Annotated in this window: 13 protein-coding genes and 1 pseudogene; 10 read left to right on the plus strand and 4 right to left on the minus strand. The window is 37.3% G+C overall.

What is annotated here, in order from left to right:
* Window positions 1-52 precede the first annotated feature (52 nt).
* Window positions 53-766 carry a cAMP-activated global transcriptional regulator CRP gene (gene crp, locus B9T28_RS07205; RefSeq protein ID WP_086203318.1) on the minus strand — a complete coding sequence of 238 codons (714 nt, stop codon included), beginning with the start codon at window positions 764-766 and terminating at the stop codon, window positions 53-55.
* A gap of 151 nt (window positions 767-917) precedes the next feature.
* On the opposite strand from crp, the gene B9T28_RS07210 reads away from it, so the two are divergent.
* Window positions 918-1,337 carry an OsmC family protein gene (locus B9T28_RS07210; RefSeq protein ID WP_086203319.1) on the plus strand — a complete coding sequence of 140 codons (420 nt, stop codon included), beginning with the start codon at window positions 918-920 and terminating at the stop codon, window positions 1,335-1,337.
* 190 nt (window positions 1,338-1,527) lie between these two features.
* Here B9T28_RS07210 and B9T28_RS07215 read toward each other — a convergent pair.
* A pseudogene (locus B9T28_RS07215) lies at window positions 1,528-2,327 on the minus strand (peptidoglycan DD-metalloendopeptidase family protein).
* A 344-nt stretch (window positions 2,328-2,671) separates the two neighbouring features.
* On the opposite strand from B9T28_RS07215, the gene clpB reads away from it, so the two are divergent.
* Together clpB and B9T28_RS07225 are read left to right on the plus strand one after the other, a co-directional pair.
* The gene (gene clpB / locus B9T28_RS07220) at window positions 2,672-5,251 is read left to right on the plus strand and encodes an ATP-dependent chaperone ClpB (RefSeq protein WP_086203320.1); all 2,580 of its coding nucleotides are present in this window, start codon (window positions 2,672-2,674) and stop codon (window positions 5,249-5,251) included.
* Between the two features lie 347 nt (window positions 5,252-5,598).
* Entirely contained in the window at window positions 5,599-6,054 is a 456-nt protein-coding gene (locus B9T28_RS07225) for a hypothetical protein (RefSeq protein ID WP_086203321.1), read from the plus strand.
* A gap of 10 nt (window positions 6,055-6,064) precedes the next feature.
* Here the strand turns inward: B9T28_RS07225 and rlmKL are convergent, their stop codons facing one another.
* Window positions 6,065-8,269: a bifunctional 23S rRNA (guanine(2069)-N(7))-methyltransferase RlmK/23S rRNA (guanine(2445)-N(2))-methyltransferase RlmL gene (rlmKL, locus tag B9T28_RS07230; protein WP_086203322.1), complete on the minus strand. Its 2,205-nt coding sequence runs from the start codon at window positions 8,267-8,269 to the stop codon at window positions 6,065-6,067.
* Window positions 8,270-8,673: 404 nt separating this feature from the next.
* On the opposite strand from rlmKL, the gene B9T28_RS07235 reads away from it, so the two are divergent.
* The 7 genes from B9T28_RS07235 to B9T28_RS07265 all read left to right on the plus strand — a co-directional run bounded on the left by B9T28_RS07235 (window position 8,674) and on the right by B9T28_RS07265 (window position 16,092).
* Window positions 8,674-9,036, plus strand: a complete 363-nt coding sequence (locus B9T28_RS07235; RefSeq protein WP_086203323.1) for a hypothetical protein — start codon at window positions 8,674-8,676, stop codon at window positions 9,034-9,036.
* Between the two features lie 227 nt (window positions 9,037-9,263).
* Window positions 9,264-10,280: an aspartate carbamoyltransferase catalytic subunit gene (locus B9T28_RS07240; RefSeq protein ID WP_086203324.1), complete on the plus strand. Its 1,017-nt coding sequence runs from the start codon at window positions 9,264-9,266 to the stop codon at window positions 10,278-10,280.
* Window positions 10,281-10,291: 11 nt separating this feature from the next.
* Entirely contained in the window at window positions 10,292-11,527 is a 1,236-nt protein-coding gene (locus B9T28_RS07245) for a dihydroorotase (RefSeq protein WP_086203325.1), read from the plus strand.
* A 169-nt stretch (window positions 11,528-11,696) separates the two neighbouring features.
* The gene (locus tag B9T28_RS07250; RefSeq protein WP_086203326.1) at window positions 11,697-13,133 is read left to right on the plus strand and encodes an OmpA family protein; all 1,437 of its coding nucleotides are present in this window, start codon (window positions 11,697-11,699) and stop codon (window positions 13,131-13,133) included.
* Between the two features lie 143 nt (window positions 13,134-13,276).
* The gene (locus B9T28_RS07255; RefSeq protein WP_086203327.1) at window positions 13,277-14,290 is read left to right on the plus strand and encodes a hypothetical protein; all 1,014 of its coding nucleotides are present in this window, start codon (window positions 13,277-13,279) and stop codon (window positions 14,288-14,290) included.
* A gap of 85 nt (window positions 14,291-14,375) precedes the next feature.
* On the plus strand, window positions 14,376-15,155 hold the full coding sequence (locus B9T28_RS07260) for a Rossmann-like and DUF2520 domain-containing protein (protein ID WP_086203328.1): 780 nt from the start codon (window positions 14,376-14,378) through the stop codon (window positions 15,153-15,155).
* Window positions 15,156-15,303: 148 nt separating this feature from the next.
* Complete coding sequence (locus B9T28_RS07265) at window positions 15,304-16,092, plus strand: fatty acid desaturase family protein (protein WP_086203329.1); 789 nt, start codon at window positions 15,304-15,306, stop codon at window positions 16,090-16,092.
* A 72-nt stretch (window positions 16,093-16,164) separates the two neighbouring features.
* Here B9T28_RS07265 and trmB read toward each other — a convergent pair whose 3' ends face one another.
* Window positions 16,165-16,881, minus strand: coding sequence for a tRNA (guanosine(46)-N7)-methyltransferase TrmB (gene trmB / locus B9T28_RS07270; RefSeq protein WP_086203330.1), 717 nt, complete (start codon window positions 16,879-16,881; stop codon window positions 16,165-16,167).
* Between the last annotated feature and the right edge of the window lie 375 nt (window positions 16,882-17,256).

Below are 17,256 nucleotides of genomic sequence, written 5' to 3' on the forward strand. Positions count from 1 at the left end.
ATAAAAAAAGCAAATCCGAAGATTTGCTTTTAATTGCTATTTAGCTGAGGAATTACTCGTCAGCAGTGTTTAATTCATTTTCAGGGCTTGCAGATTCTTCTAATGAAACATCGAAGATTAGAATAGCTTTACCATCAGTTTCGATCATGCCTTGTTCTTCAAGTGTTTTAAGAACACGACCGACCATTTCACGTGAACAACCAACAATTCGCCCAATTTCTTGGCGAGTAATACGAATTTGACGGCCGTTTGGTAAAATCATCGCTTCTGGTTGCCCAGATAAGTCGATTAAGCAACGTGCGATACGACCAGAAACATCAATAAATGCAAGATCTGTCACTTTACGCGTTGTGTTCTTTAATCGGCGAACCAATTGAGCAAATACCGCATAGCTTAAGTCAGGATATTGTTTGCTGATTTCATGGAAATTCTCATAAGAGATTTCAGCAATTTCACAGACATCACGAGTTCTGACTTCTGCAGTACGTTGTGGGTTTGACTCAAATAACCCCATTTCCCCAAAAAAATCCCCAGGGTTCAAATATGCTACAACAATTTCACGGTCATCATCTTCACGTAAAATAATTGAAACTGAACCTTTTAAAATAAGATACAGAGACTTTGACTCAGAACCTGCATCGATGATTGCTGTACGCTTCGGGAATCGATTAATGTGGGCTCTTTTGAGTAAAGCTTTGACTGATTCAGGTAGCTGGCCTGGAGACAAAGCATCTGTACTAAGTTGTTGTGCAAAATTAGAAGACATGCTAAAAAATTCCGAATTGGATAGTAACTAGATCTGCTGATCTAAATTGAACTCGTCACATAGGAGCAGTAGAGATGAAATTCCTTATCAACTCATTTTATGCTAGTGTACAGGTACCCTGTAAATCTATAGTTTTTTTAAGGTAGTTGCAATGCAAACTAGCGTTCATTGGTTAGAGAATGTTGCTTTTGAAGCAAAATCAGAAAGTGGACACCAAATCGTGATGGATGGCTCATCAGCGTATGGTGGTGAAAACCGTGGTCCACGTCCTATGGAGTTGATATTAATGGGACTTGGTGGTTGTGCTTCGTTTGATATTGTGACGATATTAAAGAAATCTCGTCAAGATGTGACAGGTGTTGTGTGTGAGTTGAAAGCTGAGCGTGCAGAAACTATTCCTGCAGTTTTTACCAAAATTCATTTGCACTTTGTTGTGACTGGCAATGATGTTAAAGAGAAGCAAGTAGCTAAAGCTGTTGAACTCTCTGCAGAAAAGTATTGTTCTGCGAGTAAAATGCTTGCTGATGGTGGTGTTGAAATTAGTCATGATTTTGAAATTAAACCAGCCTAATAACTACAAATTTCAACAAAAAAGCTAATGACTACAATTGGCTTTTTTAATCGTTTTCATATAAAAAAGAGATGACTGGATAGATATTATTTGTTCACAATTAATTATTACAAAATATGTTTTTTATAAAAGCTTAGGCAGATTATTTAGATTTTACAAAATATTGATTTTTAAATGACAGATGATTTTATTATCGGGCTAAAAATAATTGAGGATCGACTCTCGCATTATTCAAATTCATGCCCCAATGTAAATGTGGGCCAGTGACTCGCCCTGTTTGACCCACTAATCCCAATAATGCACCTTGTTTTATGGGTTGTCCTTTTTGAACATTAATCTGGCTTAAATGACAAAACATACTGATTAAGCCCTGACCATGATCAATCAGTACAGTATTCCCATTAAAAAATAATGCCCAGTAGCAACGACCATACCATCTGCAGGAGCAATGACTTTTTGTCCGATAGGTGCTGGAATATCTAGTCCAGAATGTGGTGCACGTTCTTCTCCATTAAAAAAGCGTTTACGTCCAAATGAATTGCTAAACTTGCCAGTTGTAGGTCGAATGAATTGTGGAAAACTTATCCAGTTTGTGGGGGTGAATGATGTATATATATCATTTTGTTCTTTAGCTTCTTGCGCATAACGATCTAATTGAGCCTGCTTCGGATTCACATAATCATTATTTTTAACGGTTAAGTGTTGTTCTGCATATGAATAAGCCTTAATTTCAATTGGAATGACTCCAGCGTTGGTTTGGAGTTGTAAAGAACCGATAGGCGTTGAAAGCGGGATTCCAAATATTGCGTATTTTGTATTTGCTTCTTGTATTACTAAAATAGGGGCATTTTTAAAAGTAACATGAGTAATATTTGGATTTAAAGGAATAACCGCAATTCCACCAGCTCGACGCGAATCTTGGGGGAGTTGTGCGTAGAGTGTTGTTATAGAAAGTGATAATAAAACTAATACAGAGTTTGAAAAGTTCATGATTAATCACGGTGAACTAAAATATGGTATTAAAGTATGCTGATTTAAAAAAGCTTGAGCAAGTTAGGTTTTATTCATTAAGCATTCAAAAGTTCCCTTTCAATAGCGCACTTTTTATTTTAAGGGTTAAAAAATAACTATTTTAATAAAAAGATCCTATTACAGATATAAAAAGTAACTTGAAAAAGACCGAATATGCACGCATATTATAACTGTGGTTTAAGAGTGTTTGGTTATTTCTTAGTGATTGATAAATAAAATATTTTTAGTCTTTTGTGTTGAAAAAAATGAAACCATTCCCATATATCCATTAACTTGAAAATTTGTTGTGAGGAAAAATAAGAATGCGTTTTGAAAAATTTACAAATCGCTTACAACAAGCGTTATCAGATGCCCAATCTTTAGCGATGGGTAAAGACAATACCGCAATTGAAGGTATTCATATTCTCTCTGCACTATTGGATGAGCCATCTAATATTAGCTTGTTACAGCAGGCGGGTGCGAACTTACGTGATCTGCAAACCAAGTTACAACAAGCATTAAATGATGCAGCAACGATTGCACATCCAACGGGCGATATTAATTTAAACCCTGAAGCTGTACGTGCTTTGAATTTAGCAGATAGCTATGCACAAAAGGCAGGGGATGAATTTTTATCTACGGATTGGGTCATTCTTGCTTTAGCAGAAACTGGTACAACTAAAACATTATTAAATAGCGTAGGCGTGACAACGGATAGGCTACGTAAAGCAATTGAAAATATTCGAGGTGGTGACAAAGTTATGGCAAATAACCATGAAGACCAACGAGACTCTCTAAATAAATACACCCTTGATTTAACTGAACGTGCAATGTCAGGTAAATTAGATCCTGTGATTGGTCGTGATGAAGAAATTCGTCGTACCATACAGGTTTTATCGCGTCGTACTAAAAATAATCCAGTACTCATTGGTGAGCCAGGTGTAGGTAAAACTGCAATTGTAGAAGGCTTGGCGCAACGTATTGTTAATGGTGAAGTACCAGAAAGTCTCAAAGGTAAACGCGTATTATCTTTGGATTTAGGCTCGTTGCTTGCGGGTGCAAAATATCGCGGTGAGTTCGAAGAGCGTTTAAAAGCATTATTGAAAGACCTTGCAAAATATGAAGGTGAAATCATCCTCTTTATCGATGAATTGCATACCTTGGTCGGTGCAGGTAAGGGTGATGGTGCAATGGATGCAGGCAATATGTTAAAGCCTGCTCTAGCACGTGGTGAATTACGTTGCGTAGGTGCAACCACGTTAGATGAGTATCGTCAATATATTGAAAAAGACGCAGCTTTAGAACGCCGTTTCCAAAAAGTTTTGGTAGATGAGCCAAGTGTAGAAGACACCATTGCGATTTTACGTGGTTTGAAAGAGAAATATGCCACTCATCATGGTGTGCAAATTCTCGATTCAGCAATTATTGCTGCGGCAAAAATGTCGCATCGTTATATTACAGATCGTCAGTTACCAGACAAAGCAATTGATTTGATTGATGAGGCCGCTTCACGGATCAAAATGGAAATTGACTCTAAACCAGAGCCATTGGATCGTTTAGATCGACGCTTAATTCAATTGAAAATGCAATTGGAAGCTGTGAAAAAAGATGCTGATTCCGTCAGTAAAATTGAAGTTGAAAACTTGGAAAAACAAATCGAAGAAGTTCAGCGAGAGTATAACAATCTGGAAGAAGTTTGGCGTGCTGAAAAAACCTTAGTGGAAGGCACGAATCAAGCGCAAGTTGAGTTGGACAAAGCACGTACTGCATTTGATAAAGCACAGCGTGAAGGTGATTTGGCAGAAGCGAGTCGCTTGCAATATGGTGTTATTCCAGAATTGCAAAAACGCTTGGCTGAAGAAGAAGTTGCAGAAGTGAATGAAGAGCCAAAACTCATTCGAACTAAAGTGACTGAAAATGAAATTGCTGAAGTGGTGAGTGCAGCAACAGGAATTCCTGTATCGAAAATGCTGCAAGGTGAACGTGAAAAGCTTTTAAATATGGAAGGCTTCTTACATAACCGTGTGGTTGGGCAAGATGAGGCTGTAGTAGCGGTATCTAATGCAGTACGCCGTTCACGGGCAGGCTTGTCGGATCCAAACCGTCCAAGTGGTTCATTCTTGTTCCTTGGGCCAACAGGTGTCGGTAAAACAGAGTTGACAAAAGCACTCGCAAACTTCTTGTTTGATAGTGATGATGCCATGATTCGTATTGATATGAGTGAATTCATGGAGAAGCACTCTGTCAGCCGTTTAGTGGGAGCACCTCCAGGTTATGTGGGTTATGAAGAAGGCGGTGTTTTAACTGAAGCTGTACGTCGTAAACCCTATAGTGTGGTGTTGTTTGATGAGGTTGAGAAGGCGCATCCAGATGTATTTAACATCTTACTTCAAGTGTTGGATGATGGTCGTTTAACGGATTCACAAGGCCGAGTGATTGATTTTAAAAATACGGTGATTGTCATGACATCCAACCTTGGTTCACAAGACGTTCGTGAGCTGGGTGATGGTGCAACTGATGATGAAGTGCGTACGGTGGTTATGAATGCTGTTTCACAGCATTTCCGTCCGGAGTTTATTAATCGTATTGATGAGCTGGTGGTTTTCCACTCATTGAAAAAATCACAAATTCGTGGCATTGCGGATATTCAATTGGATCGTTTACGTTCTCGCTTGAATGACCGCGACATTGGCTTGAAAGTGGATGATGCTGCTTTTGATTTGTTGATTGAAGCTGGCTTTGACCCGCTGTATGGTGCGCGTCCATTAAAACGTGCTATTCAGCAACAAGTTGAGAATCCGCTTGCTCAGAAAATTTTAGCAGGTGATTTTATTTTAGGTGATACCATTTTAATTGGTGCTGAAAATGGGCATCTTAGCTTTGATAAGTTGAAACTTAGTTAATTTTGCGTTGTCCATAAAAAAACCCAGCTTTGGCTGGGTTTTTTTATTCAGGTTACAGGTGTACCTGAGTTTACTCAGGTGAATTAAATGATTTTGAATTAATGATATTGGTTTTAAATGGTATGTTTTTAAATAAATCCAAGATTGTGAGTTTAAGCAGGGGGAATATGTTTAATAGATGCAATAGATGGTGAAGCCTAATGTAGATTTGATTTTTTATTATAAATAACAGAAAAATATATAGTTTTAAATAACATACCTATTATCGGGAAGATTGTTCTTGATATTGCAGTTGACATGGAAAGTTGTTAGCGTTGAACAGGAATAATAAAAATGGATTAGGGGTTATGAGAATTAAAACCAAGAAATATAAGCACGTTGTTTTTACTGCTTTAGTGTTATCAGGCGTTGTTTGGGGCATTGTACCAAGTTTTGCAGTAGCCTCTTTGGATGATGCATCGTTGGCTCAGGAAAGTATCCATTTAGAAACATTGACACCGACAGTGATCACTGCTTTAAAAGAAAGTGTTGATTTATCAGCTGAAAGTCAACAAATACTTTATGACAAAATTGCACAACAGCGCACAGATGATCAACAAGAAAATATGATTGACAGTAGTGTGTTGACAGATTATCAGTTACAAAAGATTGAAGAGAATATCACCACGGGATTGGACGAGAAACAAGCTTTTATCCCGGCTAAATATCGAACAGTTGAATATGGCGTGAGTGCAAAAAATAATATGGTAAGAGTCACGACTGAAGATAAAATTACCATCTATGTCAGTCGTGACACTCACTAAAGTTTAAAAATTACACTGGATGATGAGTGATTTTCCAAGCTTTATGAATTTTAGTATTACGTTTGAAGTCTAGACCAATCGTTTCACTGGTGATTTCCTCAACATTAAACATCGCTTGAACTTCTTCATCCATTTCAAAACCACGATAGTTATTTGAAAAATATAAAGTTCCTGCAGTGGTCAAACGATTCATTGCTCGTTTTAATAACGAGTTATGGTCACGTTGTACATCAAAAGTACCGTGGAATTTTTTCGAGTTAGAGAATGTTGGTGGATCGATAAAGATAAGATCATATTGTTCGTGACCTTCTTTTAGCCATTCAAAACAATCACCTGCAAAGAATTGGTGTTGTTGGTCTGGATGATCGACGGTTAAGCCATTCAGTACAAAGTTTTCTTTAGACCAATTTAAATAGGTATTGGAAAGATCGACACTGGTCGTACTTGCAGCGCCGCCTAAAGCAGCATGTACGCTTGCAGTAGAGGTATAGCTATACAGATTTAAGAAATGTTTACCTTTGGCTTCAGCAGCAATACGTAAACGCATTTGACGGTGGTCAAGGAATAGACCTGTATCTAAATAGTCAGTTAAATTGACTAAAAATTTTGCTTTGCCTTCTTGTACAATAAAACGCTTAGAAGCAGTACTTTGTTTGGCGTATTGAGTTTTACCTTCTTGGCGTGCACGTGTTTTGATAAAGATCGCATCACGACCTAAACCAGTCACGGCACGAATTGATGCAAGTGCTAAGTTAAAGCGTTTCTTGGCTTTTTCAGGATCAATGATTTTAGGTGGTGCGTATTCTTGTACGTGTAAACGATCGCCGTATAAATCGACTGCAACATTAAAATCAGGTAAATCGGCATCATATAAACGTAAGCAATAAATACCTTCTTTTACTGCCCATTTTTTCAAAGTTTGCATATTCTTTTGCAAACGATTGGTAAAGTCTTCTGCACCTTCAATCGCTTCAAATTGTTGCGGCTGCCAAGTTTCTAGGAAAGGATGCATGACTGTTGCAGGTTTAATATCACCAAAACGAATATAAATAGGGAGCTTACCATTCATTAAACGTAATAGTTGTGGATTGTTGAATGCTAAAACATCGGCTTGTTCAACAGCAGCAGCAATTACAGCAGCATATTGATTTGGAAAGTTTTTCTGTAATAAAGCAGATAAACCCAAATATAAAGAACGGTTTGATGCTTTTTCACCTAGACGCTCACCATAAGGCGGGTTAGTCACGATAAATGAAGTTTTACCTTCAGTTTGGAAATCAGGCCAATCTGCTAATGTACGTTCTTCAATACGAATTGAATCCAATTGATCTTCAAAACCGGCAGCAATAATATTATGTTTAGTCGCTTTTACTGCTTCCCAATCTGCATCATAGGCATAGAATTGTGGTAAATCATCTTCTAAGGCTTTTTGATGGCGTTCTGCTGCTTCAGCTTTAATGGACATCCATAATTCATGGTCATGTCCATTCCAGCCATTAAAACCGAAACGACGCACGAAACCAGGTGCGCGGTCGGTCAACATCATTAATGCTTCAATGATAAATGTACCAGAACCACACATTGGATCTAAAATAATATCTGGATTACGTTCTTTAAGTTTAGCTTTGTATAGAATCGCCGCTGCAAGATTTTCTTTAATCGGTGCATCGGTCATATAGTGACGGTAGCCACGTTTATGTAAAGAATCCCCAGATAAATCTAAGCAATAGGTATGTTCTGTTTTACCTGCTAATACATATAGTGTAATTTCAGGTTGTTTAATATCAATACTTGGACGTTTGCCCACTGCTTCCATAAAGGCATCAACGACACCGTCTTTCACACGTAAAGTGGCGAATTGACTATTGACCTTAATTTCACGTTCAACATGCAAACGAACGGCAAAGGTGCTCTGTGGTGCGAAGATGAGTGACCAATCGAAGCTATTGGCGCCTTCGTATAATTCTTCGGCAACATCACGTGCATCATGAGTGAATTCTAATTCATGGGTATGAATCGGAGTGAGTACACGAGAGGCAAGGCGTGACCACATACACACGCGGTAAGCTTGTTCTAATGTACCTTTGAAAATTAATCGACCCGGAAAACGTTCAATGTTTTGAACCCCTAAACCTTCAATTTCTTCTTGAAGTAAGGTTTCTAGTCCATCCGCACAGGTGACCCAATATGTAGAAAGACGTGGTTTCGAATTCATGAACATTTCCAAAGACAATAAAGCAATCTGCTATTTTAACGTATTTTACTGACGAAAACTCATCGAATAAAAGACATGAATGTATTTTTTATCTTTGCTGTTTATAAAATTGATTTGGCATGCTTTTAATGTGTTGAAAATATATACCGTATTCTTTGTGTTATTTATTTTGATGCCATTCGCTTTAGTCTATATAAATATTCTAATCAACAATGTGAATCATCATTTTTAAATCGACTTTTGTCTTTAACTTTGGCGGTTTCTAAGTTTATTAAGAAAAATCAGTTTCAATCAAAACAATTAAATTAAAAGTGGTATGGATTTTGCTAAATAAAAATAATTAAAAAACAGTCGATTAATTCTGTATTGATCGAACTTTAACTGAGTTAAACAAGGGGAAAGACATGCAGAGTGAATTTAATCAAAGTTTTGAGGCACAAGGTGAAGCCTTTTCAATTGCAACCTTAATGTATGCAAGACTTCGACGTATGTTTGGTCGAATTATTGATGTGATGTATGTGGTTCAAGATAAAGATTACGCATGCTATGTAATTGCTTTTGCTATTGCGACAGAGGATGATGAGTTGAAACGGCTGGCATCTAGAATGCAGGCTTTAATAGAACAAGAAGTTGAATCTCAATCTAAAACATCGGATGCTTTAGTGCAGCAAGGCACCGTTATACACCCCATAGCAGAGCAGACCGAAATAATCGATGAGGTTTATCAAGCCCAGATTTCACATCACTATATTGGTGCATTGCGATAATATGTAGGCTCTAAATAGCACTTTTATTTAGAGCCTATGCTAAAAATGGTGTAGTTGTGAACGCAGCCCGATAAAATAAATGGATTTAAGGTAAAGCTAAATGTTTGAAAATATATGGACTATATGGTTGATTTAAGTAAATACTCTTTTGAGTGATTAAAACTTCAACTGCTAAAGTCGCTAAAATGTCTGTATAATATGTCAACTTAACCTCTCAGGAATCTCTCATGCACTTGGCGGCATTGCATACTCCGAGTCAGATTCAACTTAATCAAGATGGTCATTTAAAACATTTTCTCACCATCGAAGGGCTTTCTAAAGCAACCCTGACAAAAATTCTAGATACAGCCAATTCTTTTTTTAACGATCAAAACCAGCTGATTACGACCCCGCTTCTTGAAGGTCGTACAGTGATGAATCTTTTTTTTGAGAATTCAACACGGACGCGTACCACCTTTGAAGCAGCAGCAAAACGACTGTCGGCGAATGTACTGAATATTGATATTGCACGTTCAAGTACGTCAAAAGGTGAAACATTACGCGACACGTTGTGGAATCTTGAAGCCATGGCAGCTGATATTTTTGTGGTTCGTCATTCATCTTCAGGCGCAGCACATTTTATTGCAGAGACCGTTTGTCCAAAAATTGCGATTATTAATGCAGGCGACGGGCGGCATGCACACCCAACTCAAGCGATGTTGGATATGTTGACTATTCGCCGTGAAACCAATAAAAAATTTGAAGATATGAGTGTCGCTATTATTGGGGATATTAAACATTCTCGTGTAGCACGTTCGGATATTGCTGCTTTACAAACTTTGGGCTGTAAAGATATTCGCGTGATTGCTCCGAATACGTTATTGCCATTTGGTTTTGATGAATATGGGGAAGACGTTCGTTTATTCAATAAAATGAATGCGGGTATTCAGGATTGCGATGTCATTATGACTTTACGTATTCAGAATGAGCGTATTGATTCACCCGCGCTGTCTTCTCAAGCTGAATTTTATAAAATGTATGGCTTAAATAAAGAACGTTTAGCTTTGGCAAAGCCGGATTGTATTGTCATGCATCCTGGCCCAATGAATCGTGGCGTGGAAATTGATTCCAGTATTGCAGATGGGCCACAAGCGGTCATTTTACAGCAAGTCACCAATGGTATTGCGGTACGTATGGCTGTGTTGGCACTTGCAATGCAAGGTCAACTACAAGAAAAAGGTTTGTTAGATGCGATTGCGGGATAAGGGTTAGTCACATGAGTATTATTAAAATTGAAAATGTACGTGTCTTAGACCCCATTAAAAAGCTTGATTATGTACAAACCGTTTATATTGAAAAAGGTAAATTGGTTGCCGCAACCGATTTAGTTATAGAAACGATTGATGGGCAAGGTAAGTGGTTGATACCGACCATGGTGGATTTGTGTGCTCGTTTACGCGAACCAGGTCAACAGCAGCATGGAACGCTTAAATCGGAAGGTAATGCTGCACGTGAAAATGGTATCTTGCATCTTTTCACACCACCAGATTCACAACCGATTGTTCAAGACAATGGTGCTTTGATTCATGGTTTAGTTGAAAAAGCGATGTTGGATGGTGGGATCCATTTACAAGTGATTGGTGCGCAAACCCAAGGCTTAAATGGTAAACAACCAGCCAATATGGCGAGCCTAAAAAAAGGGGGGTGTACAGCAGTCACCAATGCCAATGCACCTTTTGAAAATGATGATGTGGTCATTCGTACCTTAGAATATGCAGCTGGTCTAGATATGACTGTGGTGTTTTATGCCGAGGAACATCAAATTGCAAAAGATGGTTGCGTCCATGAAGGTTTTATTGCATCACGTCAAGGTTTGCCAATGATTCCGGTTTTAGCAGAAACGGTTGCGATTGCAAAATATTTGCTCATGATTGAAGCAACCGGTGTACGTGCACATTTTGGATTGTTATCATGTGGTGCATCGGTAGAGCTGATTAAAATGGCTAAAGCGAAAGGTCTACCTGTGACTGCTGATGTGGCAATGCACCAGTTGCATTTAACGGACAGTTTAATTGATGGCTTTAATTCTTTAGCACATGTCCGTCCACCATTGCGTTCAGAGCGAGATAAAGACTTACTTCGTCAGGGTTTAAAAGATGGTGTCATTGATGCGATTTGTACGCATCATGAACCTTTAAGTAGTTCAGCTAAATTAGCGCCATTTGCAGAAACTCAATCAGGTATTACTGCTTTTGATACCTATGTGTCATTTGGTATTCAATTGATTAATGAAGGTTTATTTGAGCCATTACAATGGGTTGAAAAAGTAACAATTGCGCCGGCTCAAGTTGCGAATATGGCACAGCGTTGGGAGAAAGAAGCTGGATGGGCTTTAGTTGATCCTGAGCTGGAATGGACTGTATCAAAACAGAGTATTATTTCCCAAGGTAAAAACACACCTTTAATCGGACAAACAATTAAAGGTAAAGTCGTAAAAACCTTTTTAGTTTAAGTCGGTCTTTATGGCTTAAGAGTCAGCTTCGGCTGGCTTTTTTAATTTAAAGATTAAAAACTTATTTTGATTGAAAAGTAAACATAAATACAATATTTGTAGGTTGAAGAAGTCTTTAAAATGGTGAGCGTGAAATGTAAAAACCAATTTTAAAAAAAAGGAGCATTTTATGGATTTGATCAATATTTTAAAAGAAAAAGTCACTCCGATTGTTTTAAAGGACACAACTAGTCACATCACTGAAAAAGGAAATGTCTTGACGACATTTTATCCATTTTTCCTTTCATTACTTAAAGCACGCCCAGATTTAATCTCAACTTTACAAAATAGTCTGAATCCGCGTCTAGTCGATATTTTTCATAGTAATTTTGCAGCTAAAGATCATTTATTACAGGCAATTAATTTAGGTTTACCACAACATGAGTTGGAAGCAACCTTAAATCAATCCATTGCTCCTACTTTGGGGGTATTACAAGATTTAGCTGGTAGCGATAAGAAGCAAGATATTCTACAGTTATTAGAGCAGAATGCTGATTCATTTACAGGCTTACTACCACCTTGGGCGAAATCAATTGTCGGGACAGTAGGTTTAGCCTCTGTGGGTACAGCAGCTTCAGCCATACGGCAAGCAACACCAGCAGCTACACATAAAAAATCTGGCTTTTTATTACCAATTATCGCGTTATTAATATTGGCGGCTATAGCCGCTTTACTTTTTAAACAATGTAGTCATAAACCATCCACTCCAACGGCAGGGATGATGACTGAGAGTACATCATCGTCATCTACTATGGCCGCCTTACAACCTGCCGAACTGCATATTGCCACTGGCGTAGATGGTAAAGTGGAAAATTGCCAAGCTTTGGTTGGCAGTCAGGCATTGTTAGATCAGATTAAATCACAGCTTTCTTCTATATTTGGCCAAGCGGAGATTTGTCATGCGAGTGCTGATCAACAATTTGCAGGAGAATTAACTGATCAACAAGCCATGGAAAAGGTTTTTGCTAAAATTAAAGGAATCCCAAATGTTTCTTTGGTTTGGGTTGGTAATCAATTGACAGTTCAAGCACCAGATCTAGCTCAAGCTCAGAAATTGGCTGAAGAATTAAAAGTATTGGTACCCAATATGCAAGTTGTTGCAAGTCAGTCAGCAGATGCATCTAATTCTGTAGCTAAGGGCAATGCTCAGGCAGGTCAGGCACTAGCCAGTATTCAGCCTGATCAAGCGAATGCCAACGATATTGTTGCAGCGCTAAATCTTCAAGTCATTAACTTCGCTACAGGTTCTTCTGAAATTCCTGCTGAAAATAAAGCAATTTTAGATAAAGCAGCGAGTTTACTAAAACAACTTCCTCAAGCTAAATTATTGGTGAAAGGCTTTACAGATAATGTTGGAAAACCAGAGTCAAATAAAGCGTTATCACACAAACGTGCACAATCTGTAGCCAATTATTTAACGCAACAAGGTGTTAACGTAGACCAACTGACAGTCATCGGTTTGGGGCAAGAAAACCCAATTGCAGATAACTCTACCAAAGAAGGGCAATTTAAAAACCGTCGTATTGAGTTTGAGGTGGTAAACACTGAAACAACGACCACACATTAACCCTTAGATAAGGATATTTAATAAAAAATTTAAATGAAACATAAAAAAACCTCGATTTCCGAGGTTTTTTTATGCATGCTATCACCCTGCAAAAGTAATTTTTTTTAAATATATATAAAACAAAGACAATAAGGTTCTAGAGAATGAATAAGTTAGTATTAATTACAGCATTATCAGGTACGTTGCTGATGTCAGGTTGTGATTTTTTTAAACCTAAAAAAGAGGAAGTAAAAGCAACTGAGGTGGATGAGTGGAGCTGTACCAATCAAGCAAATATCAGTCAAATTCAACAATATTTAAAAGATGAATATTTAAAGCAAATTGATAAAGATTTACGAAATTCGAGCTATTATGAAGCAGATCAAGAGCTTTTAAGTAAAATTAATAATGGTTTAAAATTTGAGATCAAAAATATTCGAACGATAACAGCAGATCCTAAAGCAGCTACGCAGTTAGAGTGTGAAAGTCAATTAACTGTAAGTTTTCCAAAAGGATTACAAAAAAGAGCAGAAAATGCATTTTTAGAACAGCCCTGTGAAGAATGTGAAGGAAAGTCTACACTTCGTGATCGTCTCGAAACAAATGAGTATAAGTTGACTCTAGACAATGACACTTTAAAAGGGGCATTTAATTATAATATTATTAAAACAGACAAAGAAGGTTTGAGCTTAAATGTACAAAATCAAAATGCCGTGATTGACGGGGTTGTTTTAGTGGCTGTAACCGCTGTGCAATATGAAGCTTATGTAAAACTAAATAAGAGTAACCAAGAACAAAGTGAAAAATATGATATAGAAAATGCGGAGCAAACTGAATTGGCTCAAAAGGCCATGAATATCCGTAAGAAAGAGTTAGATGAGGAAAAAGCTAAACAGGTTGATCGCTTAAATCAAACTTGGGATCGTTTTACGGATGAGCAGAAAGCACAATTGCAACAAGATCAGTCTGAATGGTTTGAAAAGCGTGACGTTGATTGTAAGGTGATCTCTCAAAAATCTGTAGGTCAACTTTCTGATAATGAAAAAGAAACTTATCAAAAACAATCAAATTATTGGGATGATGCTTTAAGAGCTCAAAATCAGGAAATGCAATACACCAAGTGCTTTAATCAAAAAACCACTGAACGTATTGTTTATTTAAATAATGTTTTTAATTAATTTTTGAAAAAACTGAAAAGGACGAATTGATTCGTCCTTTTTTTATTGGCATGCTGTCGTGAATTATTTTATTTAGTCTATTGAAATGCGTATTAGTTTTATTGGTTCAGGACGAGTTGCAACACATTTAGCCCACGTTTTATCGATCTCACATGAGATTGTACAGATTTATAGTCAACAAATAGAGCATGCTCAAATACTTGCTCAAAAAGTACAGGCTCAGGCGGTTAATCAATATCAACAGATTGATCAAAATATTGACTTAATGATTATTGCTGTGAGTGATCAAGCGATTGCTAAAGTGATTGAACAGCTTTCGATTTATTTAAAAGACACTCTAATTGTGCATACGTCAGGTAGTACAAGTTTAGAGTTGCTGACACAATATCACCCAAAGTCAGGTGTTTTCTATCCCTTGCAAACCTTTAGTTTAGAGCGAGACATAGACTGGTCAAACACGCCATTATTTATAGAAGCAATAGAGGTTGATGATTTGCGACGGTTAACTGATCTTGCAAATAGCCTAAGTAATCACGTGTATTTATATTCATCCGAACAACGGCTCAGTTTGCATTTGGCTGCCGTATTTGCCTGTAACTTTAGCAATTATTGTTATGATATGGCAAAACAGGTGGTGGACGCTCAACAGGTTGATTTTGGTTTGCTTTACCCACTGATATTAGAAACGGCAAATAAAGCGACCCAGAGTGATCCAAAGAGGGTACAAACAGGACCTGCAGTTAGGAAAGACTTAAATATTTTAGACATGCATCAGCAGATGTTGTCGGGTTCGGGGCGAGATGATTTAAAACAGGTCTATGCGCTGTTGAGTCAAGGCATTATACAAAGGCATGAATCCGAATAGATTTGATGTTTTAACTTAAATTATTAGATAAAATATCTGAGCTAAAAGGGATTAGAATCAGTTGAGTTGTAATGATCAAAAAATAAACTTGCAACTTAAGGTTCTAAAACTTATATTTTGATTTAAGTTAATAAAAAAATATATAAAAATGAATCAGCATAGTCACTTATTACAAAATGTTGAATGGAAAGATTTGGTCAAATTAAATTTATTTGATGTGGTCAATGAATTATTGCTGTCTTTACCATGGCTCATTCTTTCCTTTATTTGTGCATTTCAGCAGTGGTATCCAATCGCATTATTCTGTTCTTTTATGTTTTTCTTAACAGGTTTAAGACAAGTTCATAATGCTTTTCATTTTGCGTTAGGGATTGGTCGCCAACAGACACATTGGGTGATGTTTCTTCTGAGTATATTGATGCTCGGTTCAATGCATGCGGTGCAAATTAATCATCTTAGACATCATCAACATTGCATGCAAGATGAAGATATAGAAGCAAAAAGTGCCAAAATGAAATGGTGGCAAGCTTTTTTATTTGGGCCATTTTTTCCTTTGATGTTGCATAAAAAAGCCTTTGAGGTAGGTACTATGATTCAACGGAAATGGATGAGTGCTGAGTTACTAACGAATGTGATAGGGCTTATTCTTGTATTTACCATATTCGATATAACTTTACTGAAATATCATGTGGTTGCAATGCTGATTGGGCAATGTATGACGGCATTTTTTGCAGTTTGGACGGTACATCATGATACTGAAGATCATATTTATATGGCACGTACCGTGCGAAATGAGTTCAAACGCGTGGTCACTTACAACATGTTTTATCATGTTGAACATCATCTTTTTCCTGCTGTACCGACACGGAATTTACATATATTGGCCAAGCGTTTAGATGACTATGATCCAACAGTTGAGATTAGGAACGTATTTTAATTCTAAAGTTGCTCATCGAAACATAAAAAACAGAGCTTAATTGCTCTGTTTTTTATGTTTTTATTTAATAAATTAATGAATTTTCTTAAATAAGAAGTCATTAATTTTATGACCTTCTTCTAAGCCACGACGTTCAAATTTAGTTTGTGGACGCCAATCTGGGCGAGGGTAGTTATTACCTTTACCTGCCATATTTTCAAGATTTGGACGATTATCTAAAACATCCAACATCCATTCTGCATATGGTTCCCAATCTGTGGCTGAGTGGAATGTACCGCCCATTTCCAGTTTTTGTTCAACCAATGGCATACGGTCATGTGAAACGAAACGACGTTTAAAATGACGTTTTTTCTGCCAAGGATCAGGGAAATATAATTGAATGGCATTAATACTGTTGTCAGGCATTTCACGCAATACTTGAATCGCATCCGCATCTAAAAGGCGTAGATTTTTGACTTCTGCCATACCTGCTTCATAAGCACATTGTGCAATACCTGGAATATGAACTTCAATACCGACATAGTTACGTTCAGGATTTGCTTTGGCCATGAGTACCAATGAACGACCCATACCAAAACCAATTTCAACAGTCAAAGGACGTTCAGGGTGTTCAAACTGCTGACGTAAGTCACCAACAGGATATTCCAAAATTAAATCACGATGTTGTTCAAGTGCACTACGTTGTGACGTATTTAGCGGTGAAGAACGGCGCATAAAAGTCACAATTTCACGGTGCTCTTGCAAATTGTCTAATTCTACAACTTGCGAATCTAATTGATCGTTTGACATAACCTTGGCAAATGTAAAAATTCAAAAACGGTATTGTAAGACCTCAGCCAATCAAGTCAAACTTTTTTATCTTTTAGTATGAGAATCTCTCTAAATTTAACAAAGCAATTCCAACTGAAACGATCATCAATTATTTGTCGGGATGTTGTGTATAAAAATCAATCTAATTAAAGCTTTTAATAACTATTAGAGATTTCTCACATGAGTTGCTGCTAATGTCCAAGCAATGAGGTGCTGATGTGTGGTACTTGATTCTATGATGATATTAGAGCGAACAATAGCGTTGCTTAATCCGTTATGTAAATCATGGAATCGGATACATTCTTGTTGCTTGACATTGATGAATTCAAGTTGATGATGTGTATTTTGAATTAA

The organism is Acinetobacter silvestris, from assembly GCF_002135235.1.
Taxonomy (GTDB): Bacteria; Pseudomonadota; Gammaproteobacteria; order Pseudomonadales; family Moraxellaceae; genus Acinetobacter; species Acinetobacter silvestris.

Coding starts and splice junctions, on each gene's coding strand:
- B9T28_RS07210 (WP_086203319.1), top strand. CDS start 918: ATGCAAACTAGCGTTCATTGGTTAGAGAATGTTGCTTTTGAAGCAAAA.
- B9T28_RS07235 (WP_086203323.1), top strand. CDS start 8,674: ATGCAGAGTGAATTTAATCAAAGTTTTGAGGCACAAGGTGAAGCCTTT.
- trmB (WP_086203330.1), bottom strand. CDS start 16,881: ATGTCAAACGATCAATTAGATTCGCAAGTTGTAGAATTAGACAATTTG.
- B9T28_RS07255 (WP_086203327.1), top strand. CDS start 13,277: ATGAATAAGTTAGTATTAATTACAGCATTATCAGGTACGTTGCTGATG.
- B9T28_RS07250 (WP_086203326.1), top strand. CDS start 11,697: ATGGATTTGATCAATATTTTAAAAGAAAAAGTCACTCCGATTGTTTTA.
- B9T28_RS07240 (WP_086203324.1), top strand. CDS start 9,264: ATGCACTTGGCGGCATTGCATACTCCGAGTCAGATTCAACTTAATCAA.
- rlmKL (WP_086203322.1), bottom strand. CDS start 8,269: ATGAATTCGAAACCACGTCTTTCTACATATTGGGTCACCTGTGCGGAT.
- B9T28_RS07245 (WP_086203325.1), top strand. CDS start 10,292: ATGAGTATTATTAAAATTGAAAATGTACGTGTCTTAGACCCCATTAAA.
- B9T28_RS07260 (WP_086203328.1), top strand. CDS start 14,376: ATGCGTATTAGTTTTATTGGTTCAGGACGAGTTGCAACACATTTAGCC.
- B9T28_RS07225 (WP_086203321.1), top strand. CDS start 5,599: ATGAGAATTAAAACCAAGAAATATAAGCACGTTGTTTTTACTGCTTTA.
- clpB (WP_086203320.1), top strand. CDS start 2,672: ATGCGTTTTGAAAAATTTACAAATCGCTTACAACAAGCGTTATCAGAT.
- crp (WP_086203318.1), bottom strand. CDS start 766: ATGTCTTCTAATTTTGCACAACAACTTAGTACAGATGCTTTGTCTCCA.
- B9T28_RS07265 (WP_086203329.1), top strand. CDS start 15,304: ATGAATCAGCATAGTCACTTATTACAAAATGTTGAATGGAAAGATTTG.